We start from the raw sequence: 25,246 nt of genomic DNA on the forward strand, positions 1-25,246 counted from the left end.
AAATAAAAGAGAGGAACCTCCCGGTCCCTCCCTTTCAGGGGGTTAAATTGATTAAAGTCCAATTCTTATATACGTTTTTATTCCAGGTTAGAAAAACTGTGTAAAGTTCATTTGAGTGCATTCAGCCAGCCCGGTACATATCCCAGGCGGTTGCGTAACTGTGCTTCATAAAGGGAATACGGCTCTACGGGCGTCCCGTTGCTTTCGAGGCGTTTCATTTCCGATGAGTTGAATGCAAGGGACTCTCCGTGGAAACCTACCACGATGGGTGGCATGAATTTCCACCAATAGCCGTTGGCGTCCCACCAAGAGAAGCCGTTGCTGTCGATGTCGGGGTCGGTTTGTACACGGGTCGCGTGGAAATTCCAGATAGTCAGGTTCTCCATGTGATTGGGCATCTGTGCGGAATCTCCTCCTTGCCTCCAGTGCATGAATCCTCCGGTGCAGCGGTCAATCAGGGTAGCGCGGGGTTGTGTGGCATGCGACTCGAAACAGGAATCGTCTCCCCATCGTACATTCCATATCACGGCTCCCATGCTCTGTTTGGATACACCGCAAGCGTGGTACTGTCCTACGTTGGACTGGTATGTGCCCAGCGTCGCTTCTCCTTCTCCTTTTTTCAGCGTGTATCCGTCGCTGTTCTCCGTTACTTTTCCGATGAAAATGCGGGAAGACGCCTGCGAACGGATGGAGGCATGTCCGCGGTTGCCGCCGATTTGTATGTCGTATGCCGAGCAGTTCGCCGAGTTTGTGATGGACAAAGCTTCGCTGACGCTCTCGAAATTGACGCGCCGTATCCAGGAATTGGTAAGGCGTATGAAGTCTATCAGCTTGAAACCGCCGTCGTCTATATCAGACCCGTGGTGGATGAATTTCTCTTTCGCGTGTCCTTTGAAGGTGAGGTCTTCCACGCCGACATTTTCATAATGGGGGTATTTCGCTATTTTCCAGCCCCAGTCTTTGTTGACGGCGTGCATGATAGGTTCTTTGAAAGTAATCTTGTTGCCGCTTATTCTTTCAATCTGGTGGTACTCGTAAATCTGGATGCCTTTGGTTTTGATGTTGGGAGTTCCTCCTCCCTGTATGTTGATGTCTTGCCATTGATGCGGCGCCAGTTCTTCGTTAATGACATCATCGTTCGTATTCTCTAATATCAGGCATACCCAGTCGCCGTTTTTCAGGCCGCTGGCGGTAGCGGTGACGGTCTTGCTTCCTATCGGGGCGTCTTCGGTGACAGGACTGGCACCTTTTTCGGACCAACTGCTGTTATGTTTGAATTCCAGCATCACGGGAGATTTCCACATCTCCGTTTCCGGGTTCGGGGAGTTGTTGGCGACGGTCATTTCGAGTGTCGTCTTGTCCCTGCCGGCTCCTTTAATCACGATGTTGCCCATAGACATCCGGATTGTCTTGTCTTTGGATTCTTTGTCTTGCAGGATATAGTTGCCTTCGGGAAAGTAGATGATGGCTCTGGCATTCTCGTTGGTGTACCGGTCTGTCGCTCCTCCATCTTCCTGTGATATATTAATATCAGTGCCGGCAATTTCTGCCAGCACTTTCATAAACGCTTCCCGGTCAGACTGCCCGTCGTCGGGAATAGCTCCGTAATCCGTAACGTTGTAGACTTTGTATCCTTGCGCTTGCAAGGTTGCCGTTTCGGGCGGGGAGGCTTCCCCGCGCATGTATCCTGCATACGAAAAGTCGAGCAGGACATTTTTCTCATTGCCGCTGACGAACTCTTGCCAGGCCAGTGTGGCGTTTGCATCAATGGCGGTAGTCAGCAGCTTGACCGGAAGCTTGACTATCCGGCAGTAGCCTTCCTTCGAGAATATCTTGATGCAGAGCTGGTCTTCATACTCTTCTCCTCTCGCGTTGTTCTTGGGAGCGGTTACGGTGAGTTTCGTTTCTTCCAGCTTGATGCCCCATGTCTGATTTTCGATGATTGCAGTTTCCACGTTGGCTTGTTCCACAATGAATTCCTGTGTCTGTCCGAGTCCGAATGTTACTGTTCCGGTGTGCTGGATGTTCAGGTAGAAGTCCTGGCCGTAGATGGCGACTGTCACTTGGCTGCCGTCGGCGCGGATGGTAAACGTGATTTGTCCTGTCGCTTCGTCTATGGTTACGTTGCTGAACACGGAACTGGCACTGGCTACCGCTTGTGTGCCGTCGGCAATCTGGTTATTGCCCAGCTTTTCCCATGTGGCGCCGTTGTCTGTGGAAACCAGCCAGAATCCGTTTGCATCGACTTTCATTTTCGGGCTTACGCCTTCTGCCCCGGTTTCGGGTATGGCGCTTACAGGTTCGTCATTGACGAGCAGCTCCGTGGTTACTCCGTTGATTGTATAGGCCCAGTTGCCCGCTGCGTTGACGCTGAATAACGGCATGTTGTCCATATTGACCTCGCCGCTGTATATGTTCACGGTTTCCCCGTTGCTCAATTCTATCGTGTAGTTCCCTAATTCGTCTTGGGTATAGCCTACCACCAGAATCTTTCCGCTTACCATCTGCTGGTAATTGCTGATGTCCGTGTTCATCTGTTCTATGCTTGCCTCCAGGTTGGCAACCCGTTCTTTCAGGTTGTCGATGTCGGAACGCAAGTCATCCCGTTCGTCGCACGAATAGAGTGCGACGAGGAGGACTGTACATATTAATGATATTACTTTTTTCATATTTCAATCCGTGGTATTAGTTGATGGATGCTCCGTATTCGGCATATTCCGCATTGGGAATGAAGATGCCGTTTTCAAGGTCAAAGGTTCCGCCGTCGAAGGGGTCGGTTTCTGTCAGTTCTATCTGGGTATTCTTGTATCCCTCTGGAACCGTACCGTTGAAGTGGCTGTATGTTACTTCTTGGGAGTTATCTGTTACATAATTAATCAGCATGTCAAAAGTAAGCATACCGGGAGCTGCTCCTTGAGTATTTATCAGAGTACCTGTACGCTTTGTCTCACTATTGTGCCAGAACAACAGATTTGTGAATGAAACTTCTCCCGTTACCTTGCTGCGAACCAGAGATTGGGAGTTGGCTACAAAATTGATGAATGTATTGTGGCTGATTTCCGCTTTTCCTGAGTAGATACCGCATTCTTCAGTAGAACCCATGAAGAGGATAGTACCGTTTATGAGGTAATTCTTGTTAGTCGTGTAAAATACATTGTTGTTGATTACAATGGATGCGGATAAATCTTTGTTTTGAAGATTGAAAATACGGGTTGCTTTCCAATCAGCGGTTACGGGGAATGCAAAAGTATTATTAGTTAATGAAATGTTGTTTATTGCATTGTCATCTCCATTGTGGGCGTTCAGGAAATTACTGCCTTCTGTAATATTTATCTTACAGTTTTCCAGTATCAGGTTTTGCATATTGATGCCGGTGCTTGCTATTTGCATGAATGGCTTAGCAGTTGTTGTAAACTCAATGTTTTTAGCGATGAAATTCGCATTTGTTTCTGTTATATTAAAGAACGCTTGATTATTTTTTACGGAAATCTTTGCAGAAGGAGAGTCTGCGATTAGAATGAGTTTATTGAACCCTTTCTTTGCTATTGTTATTTTTGCATCGGATTGAATGAAGTATATGCCATCGGTCGAGATTTCAGAATCCTGACTTATCAATACTGATTCGCCAAATGTAGATTTGTCAATGGAAATGTTTCCGATTTCTATATTTTCTCCGGCTTCATAAAGTGCGTAATAGCTTTCAATGATTTGTATCGCTTTTACCTGAATCTTATCCACTGCCCAATTCGCTCCTTTATTTACCTGTACGGTCACATCACTGCTGTTGTCTGCTGTGGCGCGTGTGTTTGCAGCCACTGCGCTTGCCGGAGCCGTGATGGTCAGTGTGGCTTCATTCTGTCCGTTGGCTTCGCTTATGGTAGCTACCCATCCTGCCGGAGCGGTCACCATTACGTTGTCGCCTTTAACTTTGACGGTTGTAGAAACGGTTTGGCCGTAACCTATTTCCCAATATCCGTTATTCATGCCTTCTGCAGGTTCGATGATTTCACACAACAGGTCTTTTACGATAGGGATGGATATTGCTTCGTCCTGCCCTTTGAGCTTAACGACGAAAAATTCCCCGCTTTCATCGATTCCTGCGGACTCGAAGAACGAGTCTGAACTGCTTTCTCCGGAGCCGTCGCTTATGGCAGATACTTTATTGCCGTCTTCATCGAGGACAAATTCCCAGGTGTTTTCGTTGTCATAGCTCACTTGCCAGTAACCGCCTTCGTCTGCAATCCGGAACTTGGGAGTTGTACCGTCGTTTCCGGGAGTTCCTACCGCCTGGACAGGCATGCCGTTTTGCATGAGTACCTCACCGTTTACTACCCATTGTCCTTCATCATTCACCGTAATCTCCGGATATTTCACCTTTCCTTCAGAGCCTTGGGTCAGCGTTATGGTCTCTCCGTCACTCAGTTTCAGGGTGTATCCGTTGGTTGTCGTAGTCACTTCCGTAATGGTCTGTCCTCCTTCAAGCAGTCGCTTGATGGCTGTCATATTGTCGTTCAGCAGGCTAACCTGCGCTTCCAAAGATTCTACACGGCCTTTCAGGTCGTCAACGTCATTTCTCAGGTCGTCTGTATCACATGCTGCCAGTGTGAACAGTACAGATACGGTTAACAGGAATGATTTAAAGTAATTCATAGATATATGTATATTAATTGTTTACTATTGTTTTTTATTCTCTTATTCTACCACATTCACTACGAAATGATAGGTCGTGGTGGATGAATGGTCGATGTTGGCGTTCCGTGCCAGGAATGTCGCATTGTAAATGCCCACCTTTTCGTAGGTGTACGTATATGAATCCAGACTCTGGGTGATGTCTTTTATCTTCGTTCCCTGGTCCGGTTCGCAAGAGTTTATCTTGAACGGGTTGGATACCAGCCAACTGTATTTCAGCGGATTGCCCTCCGGAGATGAATGCAGGTAGAACGATTCGGTATTGATGGTTTCCAGGTTCCAGATTCCGGAGATGCTGCCGCTGGCGGTTCCGTATTCGCGGTCTGATGTCATTTCTGTCTGGTCGGACAGGTTACACCTGTTTTTCATGTTCACCGGAGTAAAGCCGAAGGAACTTGCACCGAATGTCAGGGATGTGCCGCTGTGCAACTCATTGGTGAAATGCATCTGCGTGAAGTACAGACGCGGCTGGACGGCTGTATTGGCAATGCTTTTGTAACGTATGGCGACCGTTATCTCTTTGCCGATGTATTGGGTCATGTCAAAAGTATAAGTTTGCGTAGTGCTTGTCTTGGTCGGGAATTTATAACCCAGCTCGTCATTGGGAACCAATGCTTGCCAGGCTCCGTCATTCTCATATTGTTCGACAAGCAGGGAGTCTGCCACGAAGTCGTTTTTCTGTAGTCCGGGGAAGTCGTCGGACATGTAGATTCGGCTCTCTACCATTGAGGCCGAACCGTATTCGTAATACAGCGAGATGTCGAGCTTTGACGATTTAATCTGTGACGGGTCAATCAACTGGCGTTCCCTGTATTGGTATTTGCAGCCTTCTTCGCCGCTGAAGAAGGTCAGGAAGTCGGGGTCGCCGGTAAGGTTGAACGTGACGGGAGTTCCTTTCTTTACGGTAATGATATGTCCGTCGAAACTGACATTTTCATTGGTATCTATATTCACGCCCAATGTGACGTCTTCGTCCAGTTCGTTGCTGCAAGCCCCCAGGAAGAGGCTTGCCGCACAGGCGATGATGATTTTATATGTTTTCATGATTCGTTGAGTTTTTGTAGTGAATACTTGGTTACCAGCCCGGATTGTTTTGCGTGATGGCTTTGTTGGTGCTCATCTCTTCGTCCGGGATAGGGAAGTAGTTGTAAGTAGACGACACTTGGAAGTAAGTGTAAACGTTGCTCGGGCCTTGCGTCCAGTTTTCGCCGGATTGGGCAAGGGGAACCAGTTCCTGCATGTTCTTCACGAATTCCCCCCAGCGGATAAGGTCGAAACGACGGGTGTACTCGAAACAGAGTTCCATGGCGCGCTCGTCTTTTACCGCCTGGCGGAAGACTTCCTGCGACTGGCCTTCGGGAAGGTCGTCCAGTCCGGCACGTTTCCTCACTTCGTTGATGCAGTCGTATGCCAGGGTGGTAGGCCCGTTGTTCGCTTCGTTTTCCGCTTCTGCAATCATTAGCAGTACGTCGGCATAACGGAGTATGGGGAAGTTGATGGAAGTGAAGTTCTTGTCTTTCTTGTCGGCTTCGTATTCACGGCGGTATTTGCCGCATTCACGTGCCACGTTTTTCGTGGTTCTTACCTGGTTGTCTCCTTCACCGTACTGGTAGGACTTTTCACCGTATTGCGTCATTATCTCGGCGAGTTTGCCCTCTTCGTAGAACTCACGGCCGGTCACGCCGGTGTTCTTTCCGCCTTCTTCCGTATATTTGAAGGGGGCGATGCTCCAGTTGAAACGGTTGATGTCGTTGTTGTTGACGTAAAGGTTATACAGCTTGGGAGTGCAGTAGATGAAGGCATAGGCATAGCCGGGGTCGCTCTTTCCTATTACGTTGCTTTGTGAGGACAGGTCCGGACCGGACAGGCCGATGATGTTGCCGATACGTCCTTCCGCTTGTGTGTCGGAAGTATTGTTGCCTGCAAACTCGACTTCCCAGATGCTTTCGTTGGCGGTCGTGTTATATTGGTTGGAACATAAGTCGATGAAGAAGTCCCAGTAGTTGGGGGCTAACGTATGGTTGGCGGCTTTTACTTTCTGTGCGTAGAAGCTTGCTTTCTCGAAGTAATCTTTCGTTTCAGCCTGTGTGGCTGTGCGTTCTTCCCGGTAATGTTCGCCGGCACGGAACAGGTAGACGCGCGCCAGTATTCCCCAGGCGGTGGATTGTGAGATACGTCCCGGTTTGTAGGACAGCTCGGCCGCCGATTTCAATCCGGTCTCCGCCGCGTCTGCCATTTCGGAGATGATGAAATCATAGATTTGCTGTTTGTCCGTGCGGGGAAGGTTCTGGTTGGATACGGATTGCGTGGAAGTGGTCTTGAAAGGTACGTCTCCCCAGCATTCTACAAGGTTGAAATAGTAGAACGCACGCAGGAAGCGCGCTTCTGCAATGTATTGCTCTTTCTCGCCGGCGGAGAAATCGCTTTCGTTCACCTTGTCTATGTTTTCCAAAAACATGTTGGCACGGTTGATGCCGGAATAGAGGAGATACCAGAAAGCGGACACTGCGGCGTCACTGCTTGTCGCATTGTTGCAAATCAGTCCGGTAGAAGCGGGGCCGCGGCCGCTGCCTCCGTAGTGGGACAAGTCGTCGCCGGCTACGAGGTACATGTAGTCGCCTCCGTAGAAGGTAGGCTGTGCGAGGATGGCGTAGATACCGGTCAGGAAAGAAGAAGCTTCTTCGGGAGTGTTGAAGTAGTTCTCCGGAGTTAACTTGGTCGGTTCCTTGTCCAGGAAATCGCAGGATGCGGTGAGAAGGCATGCCAGCAATGTTATGACGGATATTCTTATTGTTTTCATGAGTTCATTTTACAATTTAAATTTAACTGTCCACTAATCAAAATCCCAGGTTGATACCGAAACTGACGGCATAGGCTCTCGGATAGGAAGAATAGTCCAGTCCCGGAGTCATGGCGCTGTTGCGTATGGATACTTCCGGGTCATAACCGGAATAGCCTGTCCATGTATAGATGTTCTGGGCGGCCACGTAAACGCGGGCTTTGTCTATTTTCCACTTCTTTGTCAGCTTGTTCGGGAAGGTGTAGCCCAGAGTTATGTTCTTCAGGCGGAGATAGGAGCCGTCCTCGATGATGCGTGATGAAATGACGCGGTTGGATGAGGAGTTGGTGGCGGCGGGAATGTCGCTTGTCGGATTGTCCGCTGTCCACCGGTTTGCATAACTGGCGAACTGGTTCAACTCGCGTGAACGGTTGTTGGAGCTTTCAAAGAACAGGCGGTTGGCATTCATGATGTCGTTGCCGTATGACCACTGGAAGAAGATGCTCAGGTCTATTCCTTTGTATGAGAAGTCATTGGTGAATCCTCCCGTGTGAATCGGAAGGCCGCGTCCGATGATGGTGCGGTCGTTCGAGTCTATGACTCCGTCGCCGTTCAGGTCGGCGTATTTGGGCATACCCGGCTGTGTGTTGTTCTCGGTGGAGAAGTGCGGGACATTGGATTTCAAGGTGTACGAGTTGCCGGACTGGTTGAAATCGTCGTATTTGTAAGTCCCTTCGTAGACGTAACCGTACATCATACCCATCGGGAGCCCCACTTTGGCGATGTAGCTCGGCTGGCTGTTATAGTTCTGGTCGAACTGTACGGCCACGGTGCGCGCCGTCTGGTTTTCGGACAATGCCAATACTTTGTTCTTGTTGAACGCGATGTTGAAGTTGGTCGACCAACTGAAATTCCGGGTTTTGATATTGACTGTGTTGATGCTTAATTCCAAACCGTCGTTTCTTACTTTACCGATGTTCTCGGTTCCGTATTTGTAGCCGGAAGAGGGAACCAGTGAGGCGTTCAGCAACAGGTCGCGCGTTGTTTTCCGGTAGATATCCATCGTTACTCCTATGCGGTCGTTGAAGAAGCTGAGGTCGAGCCCGACATTCCATTGTTCGGTGGTTTCCCATTTCAAATCTTTGTTGGCAGTGGAGGTCGGAACCGTACCGGTAGTGATGATGTTGTCGAACGGGTACACTCCGCTTGGAATCGAGTTGGAAGAGGTGTATGAGCCGACTCTGGATTTCAACACCTCAAGCAGGGCGTAGTAGTCGTATTCGCCTACGCGGTTGTTACCGGTGAGTCCCCAACTGGCACGCAGTTTTCCGTTGGAAAGGATGTCTTTGAGAGGGCTCATGAAGTCTTCTTCCGTGAATGTCCATGCCAGAGAAGCCGACGGGAAGTATCCGTAACGGTGCTCTTTGCTGAATTTTGAGGAACCGTCGGCACGGAAAGAAGCCGTTGCGTAGTATTTGGATTTATAGTTGTAGTTGAATCTTCCCAGGTAGGAAAGCATCGCCCACGATGATTTCTCGGATGATGTGGCTCCGGCTTCTCCTTCGCTCATTCCCGCCATGCCGAGTGATTCGTTGGGGATGTGGGTGGTACGGAAAGAGTAGTATTCGTAGTCGGAATTCTGGAAAGTAATACCTGCCAGCGCATTGATGAAATGTTTCTTTTTGAAGTTGGTCTGGTATGTGACGGTATTTTCGTTCAGCCAGGTCAGACGGTCGTAGCGAATCACCTGCGCGTTTACTTTGTCCGTTGATGTCGGGCCTCCGTAACGGGTGTTGGAGTTATTGAACTGGTCTTGCTTGCGGGAGTCGTAAGTGTATCCGGCGGAAACTTTCACTTTTAACCCTTTCAGTATCTCGTATTCGGCGAAACCGTTCATCTGGAGGTTGTTGGTATAGTTTTTCCGGTATTCGTTGAGCTGTGACTTGTACGGGTTGAAACGGTAGTCGTTGCTGGAATCTACCGCGTTGTCCGTGGAGCTGTCTTTCAGGTAAGAGAGCGGCGTGTCGGGCGAGGTTACGGGACGGTATCCCCAAATGCTGTAGAAGAGGTTGTTCATACCGCTATAGGAATTCTCCGAGGGAGTGCTTCCGGTCTGGATAGCCCGTGAGTAGTTGGTTGTCAGGCTCATGTTCAGCTTGCCGCGGCGAACGACGGTGTTCATACGTCCTTGCATACGTTTGTATCCTGTTTCTATCAGGGTTCCGTTCTGGTCGAAATAGGAGAGTGAGGCGTTGTAACGCACTCCTTCGGTTCCTCCTGTCAGGCGTACGGTGTGGTTTTGTTGCCAGGCGGTGCGGAAAATCATGTCTTGCCAGTTGTATTGTTCGATGTCGCGGTAATCGTCCAGTGTCCATTGTTTGCCTTCGTAGTTCATCAGGTATGACCTGGCGGCTACGTCGGGATACATTTCATTCTGCAGTTTGACGAACTCATAGGCGTCCATCATCGGAATCGTGCGCGTAACGTGCTGCACTCCGAAGCTTCCGTCATAGGAGAGCTGCGCGCGTCCCACTTTTCCTTTCTTCGTGGTTACGATTACTACTCCGTTGGCACCGCGGGCGCCGTATATCGCCGTGGCGGACGCATCTTTCAGGACGTCGATGGATTCGATGTCCGAAGGGTTCAGCGTGTTGGACACGGAAGCGTCTTCTACCGGGAATCCGTCAATGACGTAGAGCGGGGAGTTTTCCTGGGTCAGTGAGTTGTTACCGCGAATCACGATATTCATCGTACCGCCCGGCATGCCTTCTCCGGACGTCACGTTCACACCTGCGATGCGGCCTCCCAAGGCTTGGTCGAATGAAGCGACCGGTGCGGTCAGGATGTCGTTCATGTTCGCTTTGGCGACGGCTCCGGTCAAATCCCGTTTCTTCACTTCCTGGTAACCCACCACAACGACTTCGTCCAGTGTCTTTGTATCTTCTTTCAGTGTGATTACCATCGGTTTCTGGGTGTTTACTTTTTGTTCGACGGTGGTATAGCCGATGAAGGAGATTACCAATATCGCATTCTTGTCGGATACGTTTAACGTGAATTTCCCGTCAAGATCGGTGATGGTTCCTTGAGAGGTACCCTTTACCTGAACGCTGGCTCCGGGAACACCTTCTCCTAAATTATCTTTCACCGTACCTTTTACAACTACTTGCGCAAGTACGAATGAAATAGAAAACAGAATCATTCCGAGTGAGGAGAGAATTCTTTTTCTAGTCTGATTGGATAGATGTTTTTTCATATATTAAAAATTAAGTGATTTTATTGAATCTACGTTTGCAAAGATATGCGGATTGATTTTTTCAATATGGATATTATTATTCATGATAGGTGTAAAATCATACAATTTATACTTCTCGACGGTTTATCTCTTTTTTACGGATTCCAGCAATTCGGACAATGCTTTGACGATTTCCGGATGTTGCTTCGCTACATTTGTTTTCTCGGAGGGGTCGGACGACAGGTCGTAGAGCTGGGGTTCTTTGTCGTTGCCAAGTTCTATTTTCGTCCAGACTTCGAGAGCGGGACCGTCGCTGGGCTCTATGTATTTCCATTTGCCTTGTATGATGGCGAGCGTGTTGTTCAGGTTTTGCTGGACAACGTATTCCCGGTCTGCATTGCTCTTGCCCGTCAGGACGTTCAGGCGTTCCTGGCTGTCGGGGGCGGCTCCTTGGCGAAGGGGCTGGTTCAGCAATGAAGCGAGCGACGCATATACGTCGATTTGCGAGAAGAGTGCCTGTTGTTTGCTGGGTTTCACCTGTGCAGGCCAGCGGACAATGAACGGGATGCGTGTGCCGGCTTCGTATGCGCTGTATTTTCCTCCCCGGTAGATGCCCATCGGGGTATGTCCGTTGAGAAGTTCGTAGGCGCGGTCTTGGTAACCGTCGTCAATGACGGGGCCGTTGTCGCTGGTGAAGATGAGGATTGTATTGTCGGCTATGTTGAGGCTGTCCAGGGTATGCATGATTTCGCCGATTGTCCAGTCCAGTTGAAGGATGACGTCACCGCGCGTGCCGAGGCCGCTTTTTCCTTCAAAGCGGGGGTGGGGGATACGTGGCACGTGTACGTCCTGGGTTCCCATATACAGGAAGAAGGGTTCTTCTTTGTGGGAAGCGATGAAGTTTTTCGCCTTGTCGGTGATGATGTCGGCAATGTCTTCGTCTTTCCAAAGGGCGGATTTGCCTCCGGTCATCCAGCCGATGCGGGGGATTCCGTTGATGATGGTATTGTTATGGCCTTGGCTGGGTTTGAGTTTCACGAGTTCCGGATTTTCTTCTCCCGTGGGCCAGTCGCCGACTTTATGTTCGTAGCTGACGGTGATGGGGTCATTCGGGTCGAGACCGACTACGCGGCCGTTTTCAACAAATACGCACGGCACGCGGTCTACCGTTGCCGGGATGATGAATTCATAGTCGAAACCGATGCTTTGTGCGTTGGGGGTAATTTGTTTATTGAAATCTGTTCCGCCTTTCGGTCCGAGTCCCAAATGCCATTTGCCGACAGCGCCGGTGGCGTATCCCGCATCTTTCAGCATATCCGCCATCGTGACGCAAGTCGTGTCGATAATAAGTTCCGAGTTGCCGGGAGCGATGCCCGTATTTTCTTGCCGCCAGGGATACATGCCTGTCAGGAGCCCGAAACGGGAGGGGGTGCTGGTAGCGGAAGTTGCATAGGCATTGGTAAATTGTACTCCCTGTCCCGCCAGCCGGTCGATATTCGGTGTGCTCACCTTGGTCGCTCCGTAGCAGCTTAAATCACCTATGCCGAGATCGTCGGCGAATATATAAATAATGTTAGGTTTTTGCCCGTTTTGTTCCTTGTTCTTTTGGGAAGCATTGTTGCAGCCTGACAATACGGCAATACCGGGCAATAATGTTAGCAGACGCGATAAGTTTCTCATGATGTTGATTTTTTAGGGATGAATTACAGATGCAAAGATAAACGGTCGGAAGGAAAGAAAGTGAGCAGTAATGTACAAGTGAATTACAAAATAGTACACTTGAAAGGTTGTTTTTTCTTTTCCGGAAAGGACGCGGGAAGGCTTTGGCTCGTAAAAAAAAGGCCGATTTGCATCGTGCCGTTGTGCCGGTAGGGGCTTGGTTTCCTGTTGGAGGCGAGTGCTTCCGGGTGGAAGCCGGCAGTCGGATATTTGCTGGCGGATTTCGGAACTCTGATGGGGATTGGAGTCTTTTTAAGAATGAATCTCTTTGCTTGGGGGCTTGTTCCGGACAATTTATGATTGTAATGAAGCGGATGGTAAGGATGAGCGGGCATGGAATTATGGCGGTATCCGGCATTGTGGATTGTGGCATTGTGGATTACAGCATTGTGAATTGCAACAGTGTGAATTGTAACAGTGTGGATGCGAAAGAACCATATCGTCACTCGAAAACAGAGTTTGATATGGTTCTCTTGATTATTGTTAGGGGGGCAACCGGATTTCTGACCGGAAATGGCACTTCTCTGGAGGTGGCGCTTTCCTGAAAGGGGAGTCTGATGCCTCCTTTGAGGCGTTTACTTGCCGTTTTTACAGCCCCGGCGTAAATGGGGTTGCCTCATCTCCTTTCTTTTTTCTTTCATATTTCAACGAGAGGGCAGGGCGCGTCACGAAGTTCTTGTTTGATAGCTTCTGCAACGGCACGGCTTCCCGTTAATCCGTTTCTTCTTTTTCTTCTTCGTCTTCTCTTTCTTCCCCTTTGCGATAGGCCAACGGGCTGACATGATAAATCTCTTTGAAGCATTTACTGAAATAACGTGAGGAGGAGAATCCGATTCGGTCGGAAATCTCCGTGATATTCAGTTCGGGATTGTTACGCAACATGACAGCGCCTTTCTTCAGGCGGATGCTCAGGATGAAGTCGTTGGGGGTCTGTCCCGTCACGGCTTTCAGTTTGGTGAATAGGTTGGTGCGTGCCATTCCCATTTCGCGGGCGAAGATGTTGACGTTGAAGTCCGTATCGTCCAGATGGCGTTCGATGATAGCCATCGCACGGTCCAGCATTTCTTTGTCCATCGGGTTGGTTGCCAGCATTTGGGCGAAAGCCTGCGGTTGCTTGCTGAACTTTTCCTGCAGCAGCCTGCGTGAATTTACCAGGTTGTTGCAGCGGGAAATCAGTAGGTTCGTATTGAACGGCTTGGTGATGTAATCGTCCGCACCGATTTTCAGCCCTTCGATGTTGTGTTCTACGGCGGTCCGTGCGGTTAACAGTACGACCGGGATGTGGCAGGTGTTGAAGTCTGTTTTTATCTGTTTGCACAATTCCGTGCCGGACATGCGCGGCATGACGACATCGCTTAATATGATGCTAGGCATTTCTCTCTGTACCATTTCCAACGCTTCCACGCCGTCTGAGGCGGTATAGACCTGATAGAATGTCTCGAAGATGCCGACCAGCATTTGCTTGATGGATTCATTGTCTTCCACTATCAGCATCTTGGCGTCTTCAATCCGTTTGTCGTCTTTTTCTTTCCATTCCGCTTCGGGGAGTATCTCTACCGAAGGAACGAAAGGTTCTGCTTGCTGGACGGTGGTTTCCGTATCGTCTTTAGCTATCTGTTCTTCGGTGAAGTGTTGTTTGTCCAGCTTGAGGTTGATAATGAAGCTGCTTCCTTTTCCCGGTTCGCTTTCCACGCGGATTGTGCCGTGATGGAGTTCGACGATGCCTTTAGTCAAGGCCAGGCCGATGCCTGTACCGGCTCCGGTGTTCAGCGAGTTGAGTTGCTCGGTTTGATAGAAACGGTCGAATATCTTATCTATTTCGGCAGCGGCGATGCCCGAACCGGTGTCTTTTATTTCAATGACGGCATGGTCTTTCTCTTCGGATACATTGATGGAAATCGTATCTTCGGCTTTCGTATGTTTAAGTGCGTTGGATAGCAGGTTGTTTACTACTTTCTGCATCTGTTTCTGGTCGTACCATACTTCGATGTCGTCTTTCTGTTTATTGAATTTGAAGTTGATTTGCTTGCTGCTGGCGTATTCCAGGAAGAGCAGGTAGTTTTCATACAGGAAGTTCACCAGGTTGTGTTTGTTCACTTTTATTTTCATGTGGCCTTGTTCCTGTTTCCGGAAGTCGAGCAGTTCCGTAATCAGTTCTCGTAGCTGGAGGCTGTTTTTGTAGATTCCCAACACCTTATTATATATGTTGGGTGTGAAGGTCTGCACTTGCAGCAGGGTTTCCACTTGTCCGACGATAAGTGTCAGCGGTGTACGGAATTCATGCGAGATGTTGGTGAAGAAGCGCAGTTTCGACTGGTTCAGGGCTTCCAGGTCTTCGATGTGTTTCTTTTCGTACTTCAACGATTCGCGAAGTTTGATTCTTGAATTGTAGTTTTGTATGAGATACCATAACAGGCTGATAGTCACGATTGTGTAAATCAGATAGGCCCACCAGGTCTCATACCAGGAGGGAAGTACGATAATCTGGAGCCGCGATTCTTTTATCCCGTCCCGCAATGATTTGATTACCAGGGTATATTTCCCCGGATTCAGGTTTGTATAGGTGATGAGCGTCTGTTTGCGGTAGGTGTGGTTCCATTCGTTGGAGAATCCTTCCAGCCGGTATATTATCTCGTCTCTGTTGGCGGGAATGAAGTTGGAAGTGGCATATTCTACGCTGAACATGGACTGGTCGGCTTTCAGGTGAATCTCCTGCGTGTGGCAGATAGACTGTTCCAATATGCCCGTCTCGTCTCCCGGAGTTACTTCTTTGCCGTTGACTAGCAGGCGGGAAAGGATGATGTCGTATGATTTGGGGGTGAAATGCAGTTTCTTTTCCCAGAAAGAAATCATACCTTGGATGCCTCCGAGAAATACTTCTCCGTCATGGGTCACGAACAGGGAATTCTCATTGACGGCGGTCAGCGGGAAACCGTTTTCCGTGCCGTAATTATAAAATTTCCTGTTCGGGTAGTCGAATTGTGAGAATCCCTGGTTGGTGATTAGCAGCAGGTGGCCTTTTTGTATGGAGGATTCGAAGACTTCGTAGATGCAATCGCTGGACAGCCCGTCTTTCTGTACGTCGAAATTCTCGAAGTCGTCACTTTCCTGGCGATAGCGGTCGAGTCCGCTGCCGGAGGTCGAGAACCACAGGTTGCCGCTGCTGTCTTGCATGATGCTGTTGATGTTATTGTTACTGATACTGTTCGGAACGGCGGGACTGTACGAGTACTTTGTCAGTTTACCGGTATCGAAACGGTAGGAGTAGACTCCTTCCCCGGTGGCGGCAATCCATAGTGTGCCGTTTTTGTCAAAACAAAGGCTGGCTACCATGGTGATGTCTCTGCCTTCTTTGGTCTCTTTGAAGAGTTGTTTGCAAACGCCTGTCTCCGGATTGAAGAGACAGACTCCGTTTTGTGTGGCGATGATTAGTTTGTCCTCATACGGCACGATGTCCCGTACGATGTCTGAAGGCAGTGTCGCCGGGTCTCCCGCCTTCATCCGGTAGACCGTGAACCGGTTGGTGCGCAGGTCGAGTTTGTTGAGTCCTCCCAGGTGTGTGCCTATCCACATGATTTCATTGTCCCGGTCGTAATAAATTGCTTTTACGTTGTTGTGGGAAATGCTGTTCTTTCCTTCTTCATGGCGATACCACCGGTAGGTGTTGTTCTTCCGGTCATACACGTTCACGCCGCCGCCTTCGGTACAAATCCATAAGTTCCCGTTCTTGTCTTCCGTCATTCTTCCCACAATCGGGCTGCTTAGCCCTTCTTTTTCCGTGTTTCCCACCTTATACCGGGTATAGATTTCGTATTCGGGGTTGAAGTAATTGACTCCTCCGAAATAGGTTCCCAACCAGAGTGTGCCTTGCTTGTCTTTTACGATGCACCAGATAGAGGAGTGGGTGAGTCCGTCGGGTTTGTTGTCGTCGGCTGTATAAAGATAGAATTTTCCTGTACTTTTTTCGTAGCGGTTCAGTCCGTGGAATGTTCCTATCCACAGATTCCCGACGTTGTCTTCGCTGCAACTCCTGACGAAGTCGGAGCAGAGGCTGTTCGGATTCAGGGGGTCATGCCGGAAGTTCTCAATGCTGCCGTCTGTTTTTATGTGATAGAGCCCTTCTTCCCAGCTTCCTATCCATAACTCTCCGGAGGCGTCTTCATAAACGCTGGTGATGTTGCCTTTAGTGATAGGCTGCGACAGCTTCTTATCTTCGGACAGGCAGTAAGCGCCATTGTTGGTGGTTCCTATCCAAAGATTTTTGTTTTTGTCCAGGTGGATGCAGGACAGGGTGATGTCTTTGCCGGCAAGGTGGTAGAAAAGGTCGAAGTTTCCTGTTTTTTCATTGTACACGAACACTTCTTCTCTTTTGCCTATATATAGTTTTTCATTGTAATGGATAGCATCCACATTGCCTTGCAGCAGGGTTTTGAATTTCTGTGTCGTCAGGTCGAATTCCGCAATTCCGTCAGTGCAGAGCAGATATACTTTCCCGTTCCCGTTTCCCGTGATGCGCAGCACTGTATTGCTGAACAAACTGTTGGGGTCATTCTTTTTGAGCTTGAAACTCTTGATGTCGTTACCGTTATACCGGTTTAGCCCTTCGCGTGTACCAATCCATATAATTCCCCGTTCGTCGATATACAGGCTATTGACGGAAAATTGGGAAAGGCCATCATCAGTGGTTAAATGGCTGAATGTGATGTTTTGTCCTTGGGTACGGACAGTGGTGATGCTTAAAAAAAGCAGAAATAAAAGGATTACTTTTCTCACTAATTCGTATTTTTAAGGTATTACTATGGGCAAATATATTGTTTTTATTTCATTTCTGTGAATCTTATTAGAAGAAAGTAACTATATTTGTATCGTCCAAACGATAGATATATGAAAGTAAAGAAAATTAGTGCGGCTAACGTGGAGGCTTGTTCGCTTCCTAAACTATTCGATGAAGAAAAAATCGATTTCCAGCCCATTCAATGTGTCAACTGGGCTGAGTACCCCTACAAACCCAGAGTTAACTTTCGCATTGCTCACACGACGGATTCCATTTTATTGCATTTTAAAGTTAAGGAGGCGAGTGTGCGTGCCAGGTATGGAACGGATAACGATTCCGTGTGGACTGATTCCTGTGTGGAATTCTTTTCCGTACCGGCAGGGGACGGGGTGTATTATAATATAGAGTGCAACTGCATCGGGACAATCCTGATAGGGGCCGGACCTGCCAGGAACGGCCGGGAACATGCGCCGGAAGAAGTGACGGCTCTTGTACAACGCTGGTCCAGCCTGGGTGATACGCCGTTTGAAGAACGTGTGGAGGAAACGGATTGGGAGATTGCCCTGATTATTCCTTATTCCGTGTTCTTTAAACATCAGATTGAATCGCTCGACGGAAAAGAAGTAAAAGCTAACTTCTATAAGTGCGGTGACGAGTTGCAGACTCCTCATTTTCTCTCATGGAATCCGATAGAAATTGAGAAACCGGATTTTCATCGGCCTGATTTCTTTGGTACATTGGAATTTGAATAGGATAAAAGGACGCAATAAATAAAGCACAGGAGTCTCTTGTAATGTAAAAAGAGGGGTTCAAGGCGAACTTTGAAGGTAGAACATTTTTTAATTTTTTTTTTGGCTAATGAATCCCCTTGTCATAACCCTGATTTATCATAAAAGAAGGGTTAAACAAGGGGATTGTTATGTTTTAGGGAATAGTGAACACTCTCTGAGGTATAAATAAAGCAGGGATGTAATCTTTGGAAATAAGGACCTTTTTCAACCGGACTCTTTTTAAGGTGAAGTCTTTCGTTTGTCTTTCACATGGTTATGATTTTGCTTTATTAAGATTTTACATTGTTATGAATCAGGAAGAAGATAAAGCGGATATTGCGCTTTTGTGTACAAGGGATATGGATATAAATAAAGCTGCCCCACAATTGAAAATGGGACAGCTTTTTTCAGTATTGAAAAGTAATCTTGTTTATTTTACAATTCCCCGTTCCGAGTTCTTTACGAAATTGACGATATTTTCGATTTCCTCGCTCATAGGAACCTGGTCGACAATTTTCTGTACGGCATCCTGCACGCTGAAATTACCTTGATAAATTAAGCGGTACGCATTGGCTATGTGACGGAGTATCCTTTCTGAAGTGTTGTGGTGCTGTGAAAGGACAACTGCGTTTACTCCGTGGTATGCTACGGGATTTCCCGACATAATCACGTATGGGGGGACATCCTTGGATATGCGGCATCCGCTCTGCACGAGGGTCCACCTGCCGATGTGGCAGTATTGATGCAACGTGACGTTACCGCTCAAAATCACGCAGTCGTCCAGTGTGCATTCGCCTGCAATGGTCGTACCGATACCTACCACACAGTTGTTATTGATTTGTACGTCGTGGCAAAGATGTACTTTATCCATCAGATAATTTCCATTGCCGATTCTGGTGGCGTTGCCACCGAAAGTCGCACGGCTGACTACCACATTTTCACGGATGTCATTGTTGTCTCCGATAATCAAGCTGCTTTCTTCTCCCGTATAGTGGAAATCTTGCGGTTCCGCTCCTAAAACGGCATTTTGATGTACCTTGTTACCTTTTCCCATTTTAGTACCTTGCAGGATACTGGCATAAGACATGATGATGCAGTCATCTCCGATTTCCACATTCTTTTCGATGTAGGCAAACGGCAAAACGGTTACGTTTTTACCTAGTTTTGCTCCGGGGTCTACATAAGCTAACGGACTAATCATAATAGTATATGTTTAAAGTTAATCTTCTCTTCCACCACCTAAGGCCTGGTAAAGGCTTACTACAGCCTGCATCTGGTCGAAGCAATCGGAAACCTGGGAGATTTGCGCGCTCAGATAAGACTGTTGCGCCGACAGTACTTCCAGATAGGTTGAGGTTCCTAAATCAAACAATTCTTTTGTATCTTCCGAAGCTTTTTTCGCAGATTCTACCTGCATTTGGCGGGACTCCACTTTTTCACTGGTTTTTTGGTACAGGCTTAACGCATTGCTGACTTCGCTGCCGGCGTTCAGCAGTGTCTGCTGGAATGACAATTTCGCAGCTTCTTCCTGGGCTTTTGCAGCCTGGAGGCGGGCAATGTTCTGTCCTCTGTAAAACAGCGGTTGGGTCAATGAACCGACAACCGAAGCTAATAACTTGCCTGGGTTGATGATTTGCGAACCTGCGCTGTTGGTCCATCCGGCAGAACCGCTTAACGTGATTTGCGGATAGAAGGCCGCACGTGCGGAATTGGTATTGTAATAACAGCTTGCCAACGACATCTCGGCTGCTCTTACATCCGGGCGGTTAGACAGCAGTTGCAAGGGGATTCCTGCCGAAAGCTCCGTAGGAAGGACTTGTGCTTCCAATACTCCGCGTTTGATGGCGTGGGGAGCTTCTCCCAGTAAGATGGACAATGCATTTTCTGTTTCACGGATGCTTTGTGCAATGTCCGGAATGGAGGCGAGTACTTGCGCATAAGCGGCTCTGCTCTGTTCTACGGCAGCCGAATTCGTGTTGTACATGGCAGCTTCTTTCATCGCTTCCATCGTTTCTACGTTACGTTTCAGGACATCGGCCGTTTGGCGGGTGATTTCCAACTGACGGTCAAGCATCAGCAACGTATAATACATGTTGGCAACGTTGGCGATAACCTGTGTCTGTACGGCTTGGCGGTATGCTTTTGCCTGTTTGAGGGTAACTTGTGCGTTCCGTTTGGAATTCAATAACTGGCCGAACAAGTCAACCTGCCAACTCGCCGTGACCGGCAGTGAGTAAGTTTTGGTAGCTGCGTTTTTGTCGAAGCTGCTGATTGTCCCTTGCGGGGATAAGCCTAATGACGGTGCATATGCCAGCCGTGCCGACATCAGTGAAGCTTGTGCCTCTTTGACTTTTAATGCGGCTGACTGCAAATCTGTATTTTGTTTCAGTCCCATTTCAATGAGAGACTGGAGCTGCGGGTCGGTGAAGACTTCTCTCCACGGCAGATTACCGAAGTTGGCGGTATCCGAAACCAATGTATCGTTGTCCGCTACCGGATCGCGATACAGTCCGGAAGCCGTGATGTCTTCGGGTCTGTCATACGACTTATAGATGTGGCAGCTGCTCAAAAGAGCAGTTGCGCACAACATATATAGAATCTGTTTCTTCATATCGAATTTCATTATTTAGCGTATTGTTCAATCTCTGTTACGGCATCTGTATTGTCAATGTCTTCCCATTCCATCGGTTTAACCTTTTCTTGCAGGTATTGGAAGATTACGAACAGGATAGGCACGATGAAAATCTGGCAAATCATACCGATTAACATACCACCGATAGAAGCTGTACCCAATGTACGGTTACCGTGGGCGCCTACACCGAAAGCGAACATCAACGGAAGCAGACCTACTACCATAGCCAGTGATGTCATCAAAATCGGACGGAGACGGGCGCCGGCACCCAATACGGCCGCCCAGGTGATACTCATACCCATCTTACGGCGGTCAAGGGCAAACTCTACAATCAAGATGGCGTTTTTCGCCAACAGACCCATCAACATAATCAATGCAATCTGCATATAGATATTGTTGGACATCGTACCCAGAATCATCTTCAACGCCGAGATATTGCCGATAGCGCTCACGCCGTTGACAAACAGGAAGCTGCCTAACAGACCGAACGGAACGGACAACAATACGGCAAGCGGAAGGATGTAACTTTCATACTGAGCACTCAACAATAAGTAAACGAATACGAAACAGAGCACAAAAATCAATCCTGTGGCGCTTCCGCTGCTTTGGGCCTCTTCACGTGCCATACCTCCTAATTCATACGTATAACCGGTAGGCAGGTTTTCCTGGGCAACTTCGGCAAGAGCGGCCAACGCCTGGCCGGATGTATAACCGCTGGCAGGAGCTACCATCACCTTCATGGAAGTGTAAAGGTTGAAACGGCTGATGATGTCCGGTCCATATACTTTCTCTACGGAAACGAACTGGGCAATCGGCGCCATCTCGCCTGCACTGTTGCGCACCTTGATATTTTTCAGAGATTCCAGGTTCTTGCGCGACAGCGGTTCGGACTGAATCATAACACGGTACATCTTACCGAAACGGTTGAAGTTGGATGCATACAAGCCTCCGTAGTATCCTTGCATAGTGGTGAGGATATCGCTCGGACTGATGCCTGCTTTCTTACAAGCCGCCGCGTCGATGTCAATCATGTATTGCGGGAAGTTCGGGTTGAAAGTCGTTTTCGCCGAGTTAATTTCCGGGCGGGCTTCCAATGCGGCCGTATAATTGTTGACAACATCGAAGAACTTGTTCAAGTCACCGCCGGTCTTGTCCTGCATGTTCACCTCGATATCCGTAGATGCCGAGTAACCCGGAATCATAGGAGGAGCGAAGAACAATACCTGCGCTTCCTTGATGATTTTTTGCGCACGCATATATAGAGAACCGACTACGACGTCTGAATTCTGTATCATGGAACGTTCGTCCCAGTCTTTCAGTTTGATGATGAAAGAACCGTAAGAAGGTCCTTGGCCGCCGATAAAGCTGAACCCGGAAATCATGGTGCGTGACGATACGGCGGGGTCGGCGGCAATCAGGCTGTCTACACGTGCCAGGATTTCTTCGGAGCGGTCCTGAGATGTACCCGGCGGCAATGTTACTGCTCCCATCAGAGTTCCGGTGTCTTCATTGGGCACCATACCCGTCGGAGTAGTATTCATAAAGAATATGAGCAGTACGATGGAGGCGATAACCAATCCCATGGACAGCCATTTCTTCTGGATAAAGAACAATACACGTTTTTTGTAACGTTTCAGAATCGATTCGTATGTATCGTTGAATCTGTTCTTGAACTTCTTGGTACTCATTCCGATTAGCGCCAGAATACTGAGAAGGATGAAGATGGCGGTAATTACCGGATTGATGCTGAACAGCCCGAAAATCATACCGAGAATGGCGATAATCGTGAAAGTAAGCGTCACACCCGGATGCAGCATCTTTCCGATAGCTTCGGTGTACCTGTTAATCATGGTGGTATGGGCTGCCGTATAGGCTACTTTCATACGTTCCTTCAAGGTAGAATCTTCCGTTCCGTCTTCTTTCTTATGCGGTTTCAGAAGAACGGCGCACAAAGCCGGACTCAATGTCAAGGCGTTCAATGCGGACAGACCGATAGCGATAGCCATCGTCATACCGAACTGACGGTAGAATGTTCCTGCCGTACCTCCCATGAAACTTACCGGAACGAACACGGCCATCATGACCAGTGTAATGGATACGATAGCGCCGCCCAATTCATTCATGGCGTCAATGGAAGCCAGACGGGCGGAAGTATAACCTTGGTCGAGCTTGGCATGCACACCCTCGACGACCACAATGGCGTCGTCCACCACAATGGCGATAGCCAGCACGAGCGCACATAAGGTCAGCAAGTTCAAACTGAATCCTACTAAAGACAGGATAAAGAAAGTACCGATAAGGGCTACCGGAATGGCGATGGTCGGAATCAACGTCGAACGTAAATCCTGCAGGAAGATATATACCACGATAAACACCAGGATGAATGCCTCAATCAATGTTTTCAACACTTCATGGATAGAAGCGAACAAGAAGTCATTGGCATTCATGGAGATGTTAAGTTTCAATCCGGTAGGCAGGCTCTGGGATGCCTCGTCCAGCAGTTTCTCAATATCGCTGATGGTCTGTGTCGCATTGGTTCCCGCCATCTGGTACACGATACAGGTTACAGCCTTATGGCCGTCTACCCGGTTCGTGAAGTTATATCCCAGACGGTCTAATTGAATCTCCGCAATGTCTTTCAGGCGGAGCACTTCGCCGTCGGGCAAAGACTTGATAACGATATTCTCAAATTCTTCCGGTTGTTGCAGACGTCCCTTGTAACGGATGGTGTATTGGAAAGTCTGGTTGCTGCGTTCACCGAATTGTCCGGGAGCAGCTTCCACGTTCTGTTCGGCCAACGCATTGGACACGTCGTTCGGAACTAGCTTGTACTGTGCCATGATGTCCGGTTTCAGCCAGATACGCATGGAGTAGTCCTGCCCCATCACGTTTGCGTCACCTACACCCTGTACACGTTGTACCTGGGGAATCAAGTTAATCTTGGCGTAGTTCTCGATAAATGCCTCGCTGTAAGTGTCGGTCTCGTCGTAAAGGGAGAATACTACCAGCATGGAGGTCTGGCGTTTCTGGGTAGTCACACCGACTTTGGTAACTTCGGCAGGCAACAGGCCTTGTGCCATAGAAACACGGTTCTGCACGTTGACGGCAGCCATATCCGGGTCTGTTCCTTGTTTGAAGTAGATAGATATATCGCCGGAACCTGTGTTGGATGCGGTAGAAGTCATGTACATCATATTTTCCACACCGTTGATTTGTTCCTCCAACGGAGCAATCACGGAGTTCAATACGGTCGATGCACTGGCGCCCGTATATGTAGCTCTTACCGATACGGTAGGAGGCGCGATGTCCGGATACTGTGTGATAGGCAGGGTTGCCAATCCGATAGCACCCAGGATGACTATCAAGATAGAAATAACGGTTGATAGTACCGGACGGTTAATAAATTTATCTAATTTCATACGATTATCTGATTATTAATTGAAAGCTGTAGCAAGATTGCCGTCACGTTGGTCTTTCAAATGCTGTTGATAGTTCGCTTCTTTCTGTGCAGGGGTGATTGGCTGGATTTTCTGGCCGTCTTTCAGGTTCTGTACGCCTTCAATGACAATCTTGTCTCCTGCGTTCAGGCCGGAAGTCACCAGGTAGTCCTTTCCGTTATCCAGATTGAAGATACTGATTTCCGTATATTTCACCGTGTTGTCCGGTTGCACTACGTAAACGAACTTTTTGTCTTGGATTTCCACAGTGGCAGACTGCGGGATGTTGATGACATTCTCCATATTATAAGGAATCAGCACGTTGGCAGTACCTCCGCTACGCAAGATGTGTTCCTTGTTGGGGAAAATGGCGCGTATGCTGACCGAACCGGTAGATTGGTCGATAACTCCGGTGATGGCATCCACCTTGCCTTCCGCATTATACATCGTTCCGTCAATCAGTTGCAATTTGATGGTCGGTATCTTGCCGATTTCTTCTTTAAGCGTGCTTCCGGATTTTGTCATCGCCAGCAGTTCCTTTTCCGTCATGGAGAAATATACATATACTTCGTCTATTTCCGATACAGTGGTCATCGGAGTCGTGATGGAAGGGCTGACAAGGGCGCCTATACGATAAGGAATATCGTTGATTACGCCGTCTGACGGGCTTTTGACTTGCGTGAACGACAAATTCTGGCGTGCGGTGGTTAGCTGTGCCTTCGCCTGCGCCAACTGTGCCTTCGCCTGCGCCAAAGAGTTTTCGGCCATTGCCAAATCGTAATCGCTGATAATTTGTTTCTTGTTCAATGCTTTCTTGTTGTCGTAAGTCATTTGTTGAGTGCTCACTGCTGCTTCCGCTGTGGCGACTGCTGCTTTGGCAGTGCGTTCCGCTGCTTCATATTGAGTCGGGTCAACAATGAACAATACCTGTCCTTTGCGGACAGAAGCACCTTCGTCCACGCATAGTTTGGTAATGAATCCGGAAACTTGCGGACGGATTTCTACATCTTGTTTACCTTTGATGGTAGCCGGATAAGCTGTCGTTAAATCTGCAGTTGTCTTTTGTAATTCCTGTACTGCATATTCCGGGGCTTTTCCCGTGTCATTACCCTTATTGCCGCAACTAGACAGAAGGGCTAAGCAAAATGCAAATAAAACAATTCTACTTTTCATACTTCTTATTTATCTGTTTTTTAAAATTGTGCGTTTGTCGC

General features: G+C 48.4%; 13 protein-coding genes. 2 read left to right on the plus strand and 11 right to left on the minus strand.

Annotation, left to right across the window (positions count from 1 at the left end; all coding sequences use genetic code 11):
• Positions 1-107: 107 nt before the first annotated feature.
• The 6 genes from Q5076_RS07230 to Q5076_RS07255 all read right to left on the minus strand — a co-directional run bounded on the left by Q5076_RS07230 (position 108) and on the right by Q5076_RS07255 (position 12,380).
• On the minus strand, positions 108-2,669 hold the full coding sequence (locus tag Q5076_RS07230) for a DUF4955 domain-containing protein (protein WP_303012049.1): 2,562 nt from the start codon (positions 2,667-2,669) through the stop codon (positions 108-110).
• Between the two features lie 16 nt (positions 2,670-2,685).
• Positions 2,686-4,650, minus strand: a complete 1,965-nt coding sequence (locus Q5076_RS07235; protein WP_303012050.1) for a PL29 family lyase N-terminal domain-containing protein — start codon at positions 4,648-4,650, stop codon at positions 2,686-2,688.
• A 42-nt stretch (positions 4,651-4,692) separates the two neighbouring features.
• A complete protein-coding gene (locus Q5076_RS07240) occupies positions 4,693-5,733 on the minus strand; it encodes a DUF5017 domain-containing protein (protein ID WP_303012052.1) in 1,041 nt (346 codons plus the stop codon).
• 31 nt (positions 5,734-5,764) lie between these two features.
• The gene (locus tag Q5076_RS07245; protein ID WP_303012053.1) at positions 5,765-7,489 is read right to left on the minus strand and encodes a RagB/SusD family nutrient uptake outer membrane protein; all 1,725 of its coding nucleotides are present in this window, start codon (positions 7,487-7,489) and stop codon (positions 5,765-5,767) included.
• A gap of 37 nt (positions 7,490-7,526) precedes the next feature.
• A complete protein-coding gene (locus Q5076_RS07250) occupies positions 7,527-10,721 on the minus strand; it encodes a TonB-dependent receptor (protein WP_303012055.1) in 3,195 nt (1,064 codons plus the stop codon).
• A 123-nt stretch (positions 10,722-10,844) separates the two neighbouring features.
• Entirely contained in the window at positions 10,845-12,380 is a 1,536-nt protein-coding gene (locus tag Q5076_RS07255) for a sulfatase-like hydrolase/transferase (RefSeq protein ID WP_303012057.1), read from the minus strand.
• Positions 12,381-12,523: 143 nt separating this feature from the next.
• On the opposite strand from Q5076_RS07255, the gene Q5076_RS07260 reads away from it, so the two are divergent.
• On the plus strand, positions 12,524-12,964 hold the full coding sequence (locus tag Q5076_RS07260) for a hypothetical protein (protein ID WP_303012058.1): 441 nt from the start codon (positions 12,524-12,526) through the stop codon (positions 12,962-12,964).
• 166 nt (positions 12,965-13,130) lie between these two features.
• Here Q5076_RS07260 and Q5076_RS07265 read toward each other — a convergent pair whose 3' ends face one another.
• On the minus strand, positions 13,131-17,192 hold the full coding sequence (locus tag Q5076_RS07265) for a two-component regulator propeller domain-containing protein (RefSeq protein WP_303012059.1): 4,062 nt from the start codon (positions 17,190-17,192) through the stop codon (positions 13,131-13,133).
• Positions 17,193-17,303: 111 nt separating this feature from the next.
• Here Q5076_RS07265 and Q5076_RS07270 point away from each other — a divergent pair, with 111 nt between their 5' ends.
• Positions 17,304-17,945 (plus strand): carbohydrate-binding family 9-like protein, encoded by a 642-nt coding sequence (locus Q5076_RS07270; protein ID WP_303012061.1) that lies wholly within the window; start codon positions 17,304-17,306, stop codon positions 17,943-17,945.
• Positions 17,946-18,393: 448 nt separating this feature from the next.
• On the opposite strand, the gene lpxA is transcribed toward Q5076_RS07270, so the two are convergent.
• From lpxA to Q5076_RS07290, 4 genes are read right to left on the minus strand one after another with little or no spacing between them, the layout of a single operon-like run.
• Positions 18,394-19,164 (minus strand): acyl-ACP--UDP-N-acetylglucosamine O-acyltransferase, encoded by a 771-nt coding sequence (gene lpxA / locus Q5076_RS07275; RefSeq protein WP_303012062.1) that lies wholly within the window; start codon positions 19,162-19,164, stop codon positions 18,394-18,396.
• An 18-nt stretch (positions 19,165-19,182) separates the two neighbouring features.
• Positions 19,183-20,574: an efflux transporter outer membrane subunit gene (locus Q5076_RS07280; protein WP_303012063.1), complete on the minus strand. Its 1,392-nt coding sequence runs from the start codon at positions 20,572-20,574 to the stop codon at positions 19,183-19,185.
• A gap of 11 nt (positions 20,575-20,585) precedes the next feature.
• Positions 20,586-24,014: an efflux RND transporter permease subunit gene (locus Q5076_RS07285; RefSeq protein ID WP_303012064.1), complete on the minus strand. Its 3,429-nt coding sequence runs from the start codon at positions 24,012-24,014 to the stop codon at positions 20,586-20,588.
• A gap of 15 nt (positions 24,015-24,029) precedes the next feature.
• Positions 24,030-25,205: an efflux RND transporter periplasmic adaptor subunit gene (locus Q5076_RS07290; protein WP_303012065.1), complete on the minus strand. Its 1,176-nt coding sequence runs from the start codon at positions 25,203-25,205 to the stop codon at positions 24,030-24,032.
• Between the last annotated feature and the right edge of the window lie 41 nt (positions 25,206-25,246).

Origin of the sequence: uncultured Bacteroides sp., from assembly GCF_958445495.1 — a bacterium.
In the GTDB taxonomy this organism is placed as follows: domain Bacteria; phylum Bacteroidota; class Bacteroidia; order Bacteroidales; family Bacteroidaceae; genus Bacteroides.

What these genes read in the sequence shown, in the direction of transcription:
- Q5076_RS07230 (WP_303012049.1), bottom strand. Translation starts at nt 2,669, where the DNA reads ATGAAAAAAGTAATATCATTAATATGTACAGTCCTCCTCGTCGCACTC.
- Q5076_RS07235 (WP_303012050.1), bottom strand. Translation starts at nt 4,650, where the DNA reads ATGAATTACTTTAAATCATTCCTGTTAACCGTATCTGTACTGTTCACA.
- Q5076_RS07240 (WP_303012052.1), bottom strand. Translation starts at nt 5,733, where the DNA reads ATGAAAACATATAAAATCATCATCGCCTGTGCGGCAAGCCTCTTCCTG.
- Q5076_RS07245 (WP_303012053.1), bottom strand. Translation starts at nt 7,489, where the DNA reads ATGAAAACAATAAGAATATCCGTCATAACATTGCTGGCATGCCTTCTC.
- Q5076_RS07250 (WP_303012055.1), bottom strand. Translation starts at nt 10,721, where the DNA reads ATGAAAAAACATCTATCCAATCAGACTAGAAAAAGAATTCTCTCCTCA.
- Q5076_RS07255 (WP_303012057.1), bottom strand. Translation starts at nt 12,380, where the DNA reads ATGAGAAACTTATCGCGTCTGCTAACATTATTGCCCGGTATTGCCGTA.
- Q5076_RS07270 (WP_303012061.1), top strand. Translation starts at nt 17,304, where the DNA reads ATGAAAGTAAAGAAAATTAGTGCGGCTAACGTGGAGGCTTGTTCGCTT.
- lpxA (WP_303012062.1), bottom strand. Translation starts at nt 19,164, where the DNA reads ATGATTAGTCCGTTAGCTTATGTAGACCCCGGAGCAAAACTAGGTAAA.
- Q5076_RS07280 (WP_303012063.1), bottom strand. Translation starts at nt 20,574, where the DNA reads ATGAAGAAACAGATTCTATATATGTTGTGCGCAACTGCTCTTTTGAGC.
- Q5076_RS07285 (WP_303012064.1), bottom strand. Translation starts at nt 24,014, where the DNA reads ATGAAATTAGATAAATTTATTAACCGTCCGGTACTATCAACCGTTATT.
- Q5076_RS07290 (WP_303012065.1), bottom strand. Translation starts at nt 25,205, where the DNA reads ATGAAAAGTAGAATTGTTTTATTTGCATTTTGCTTAGCCCTTCTGTCT.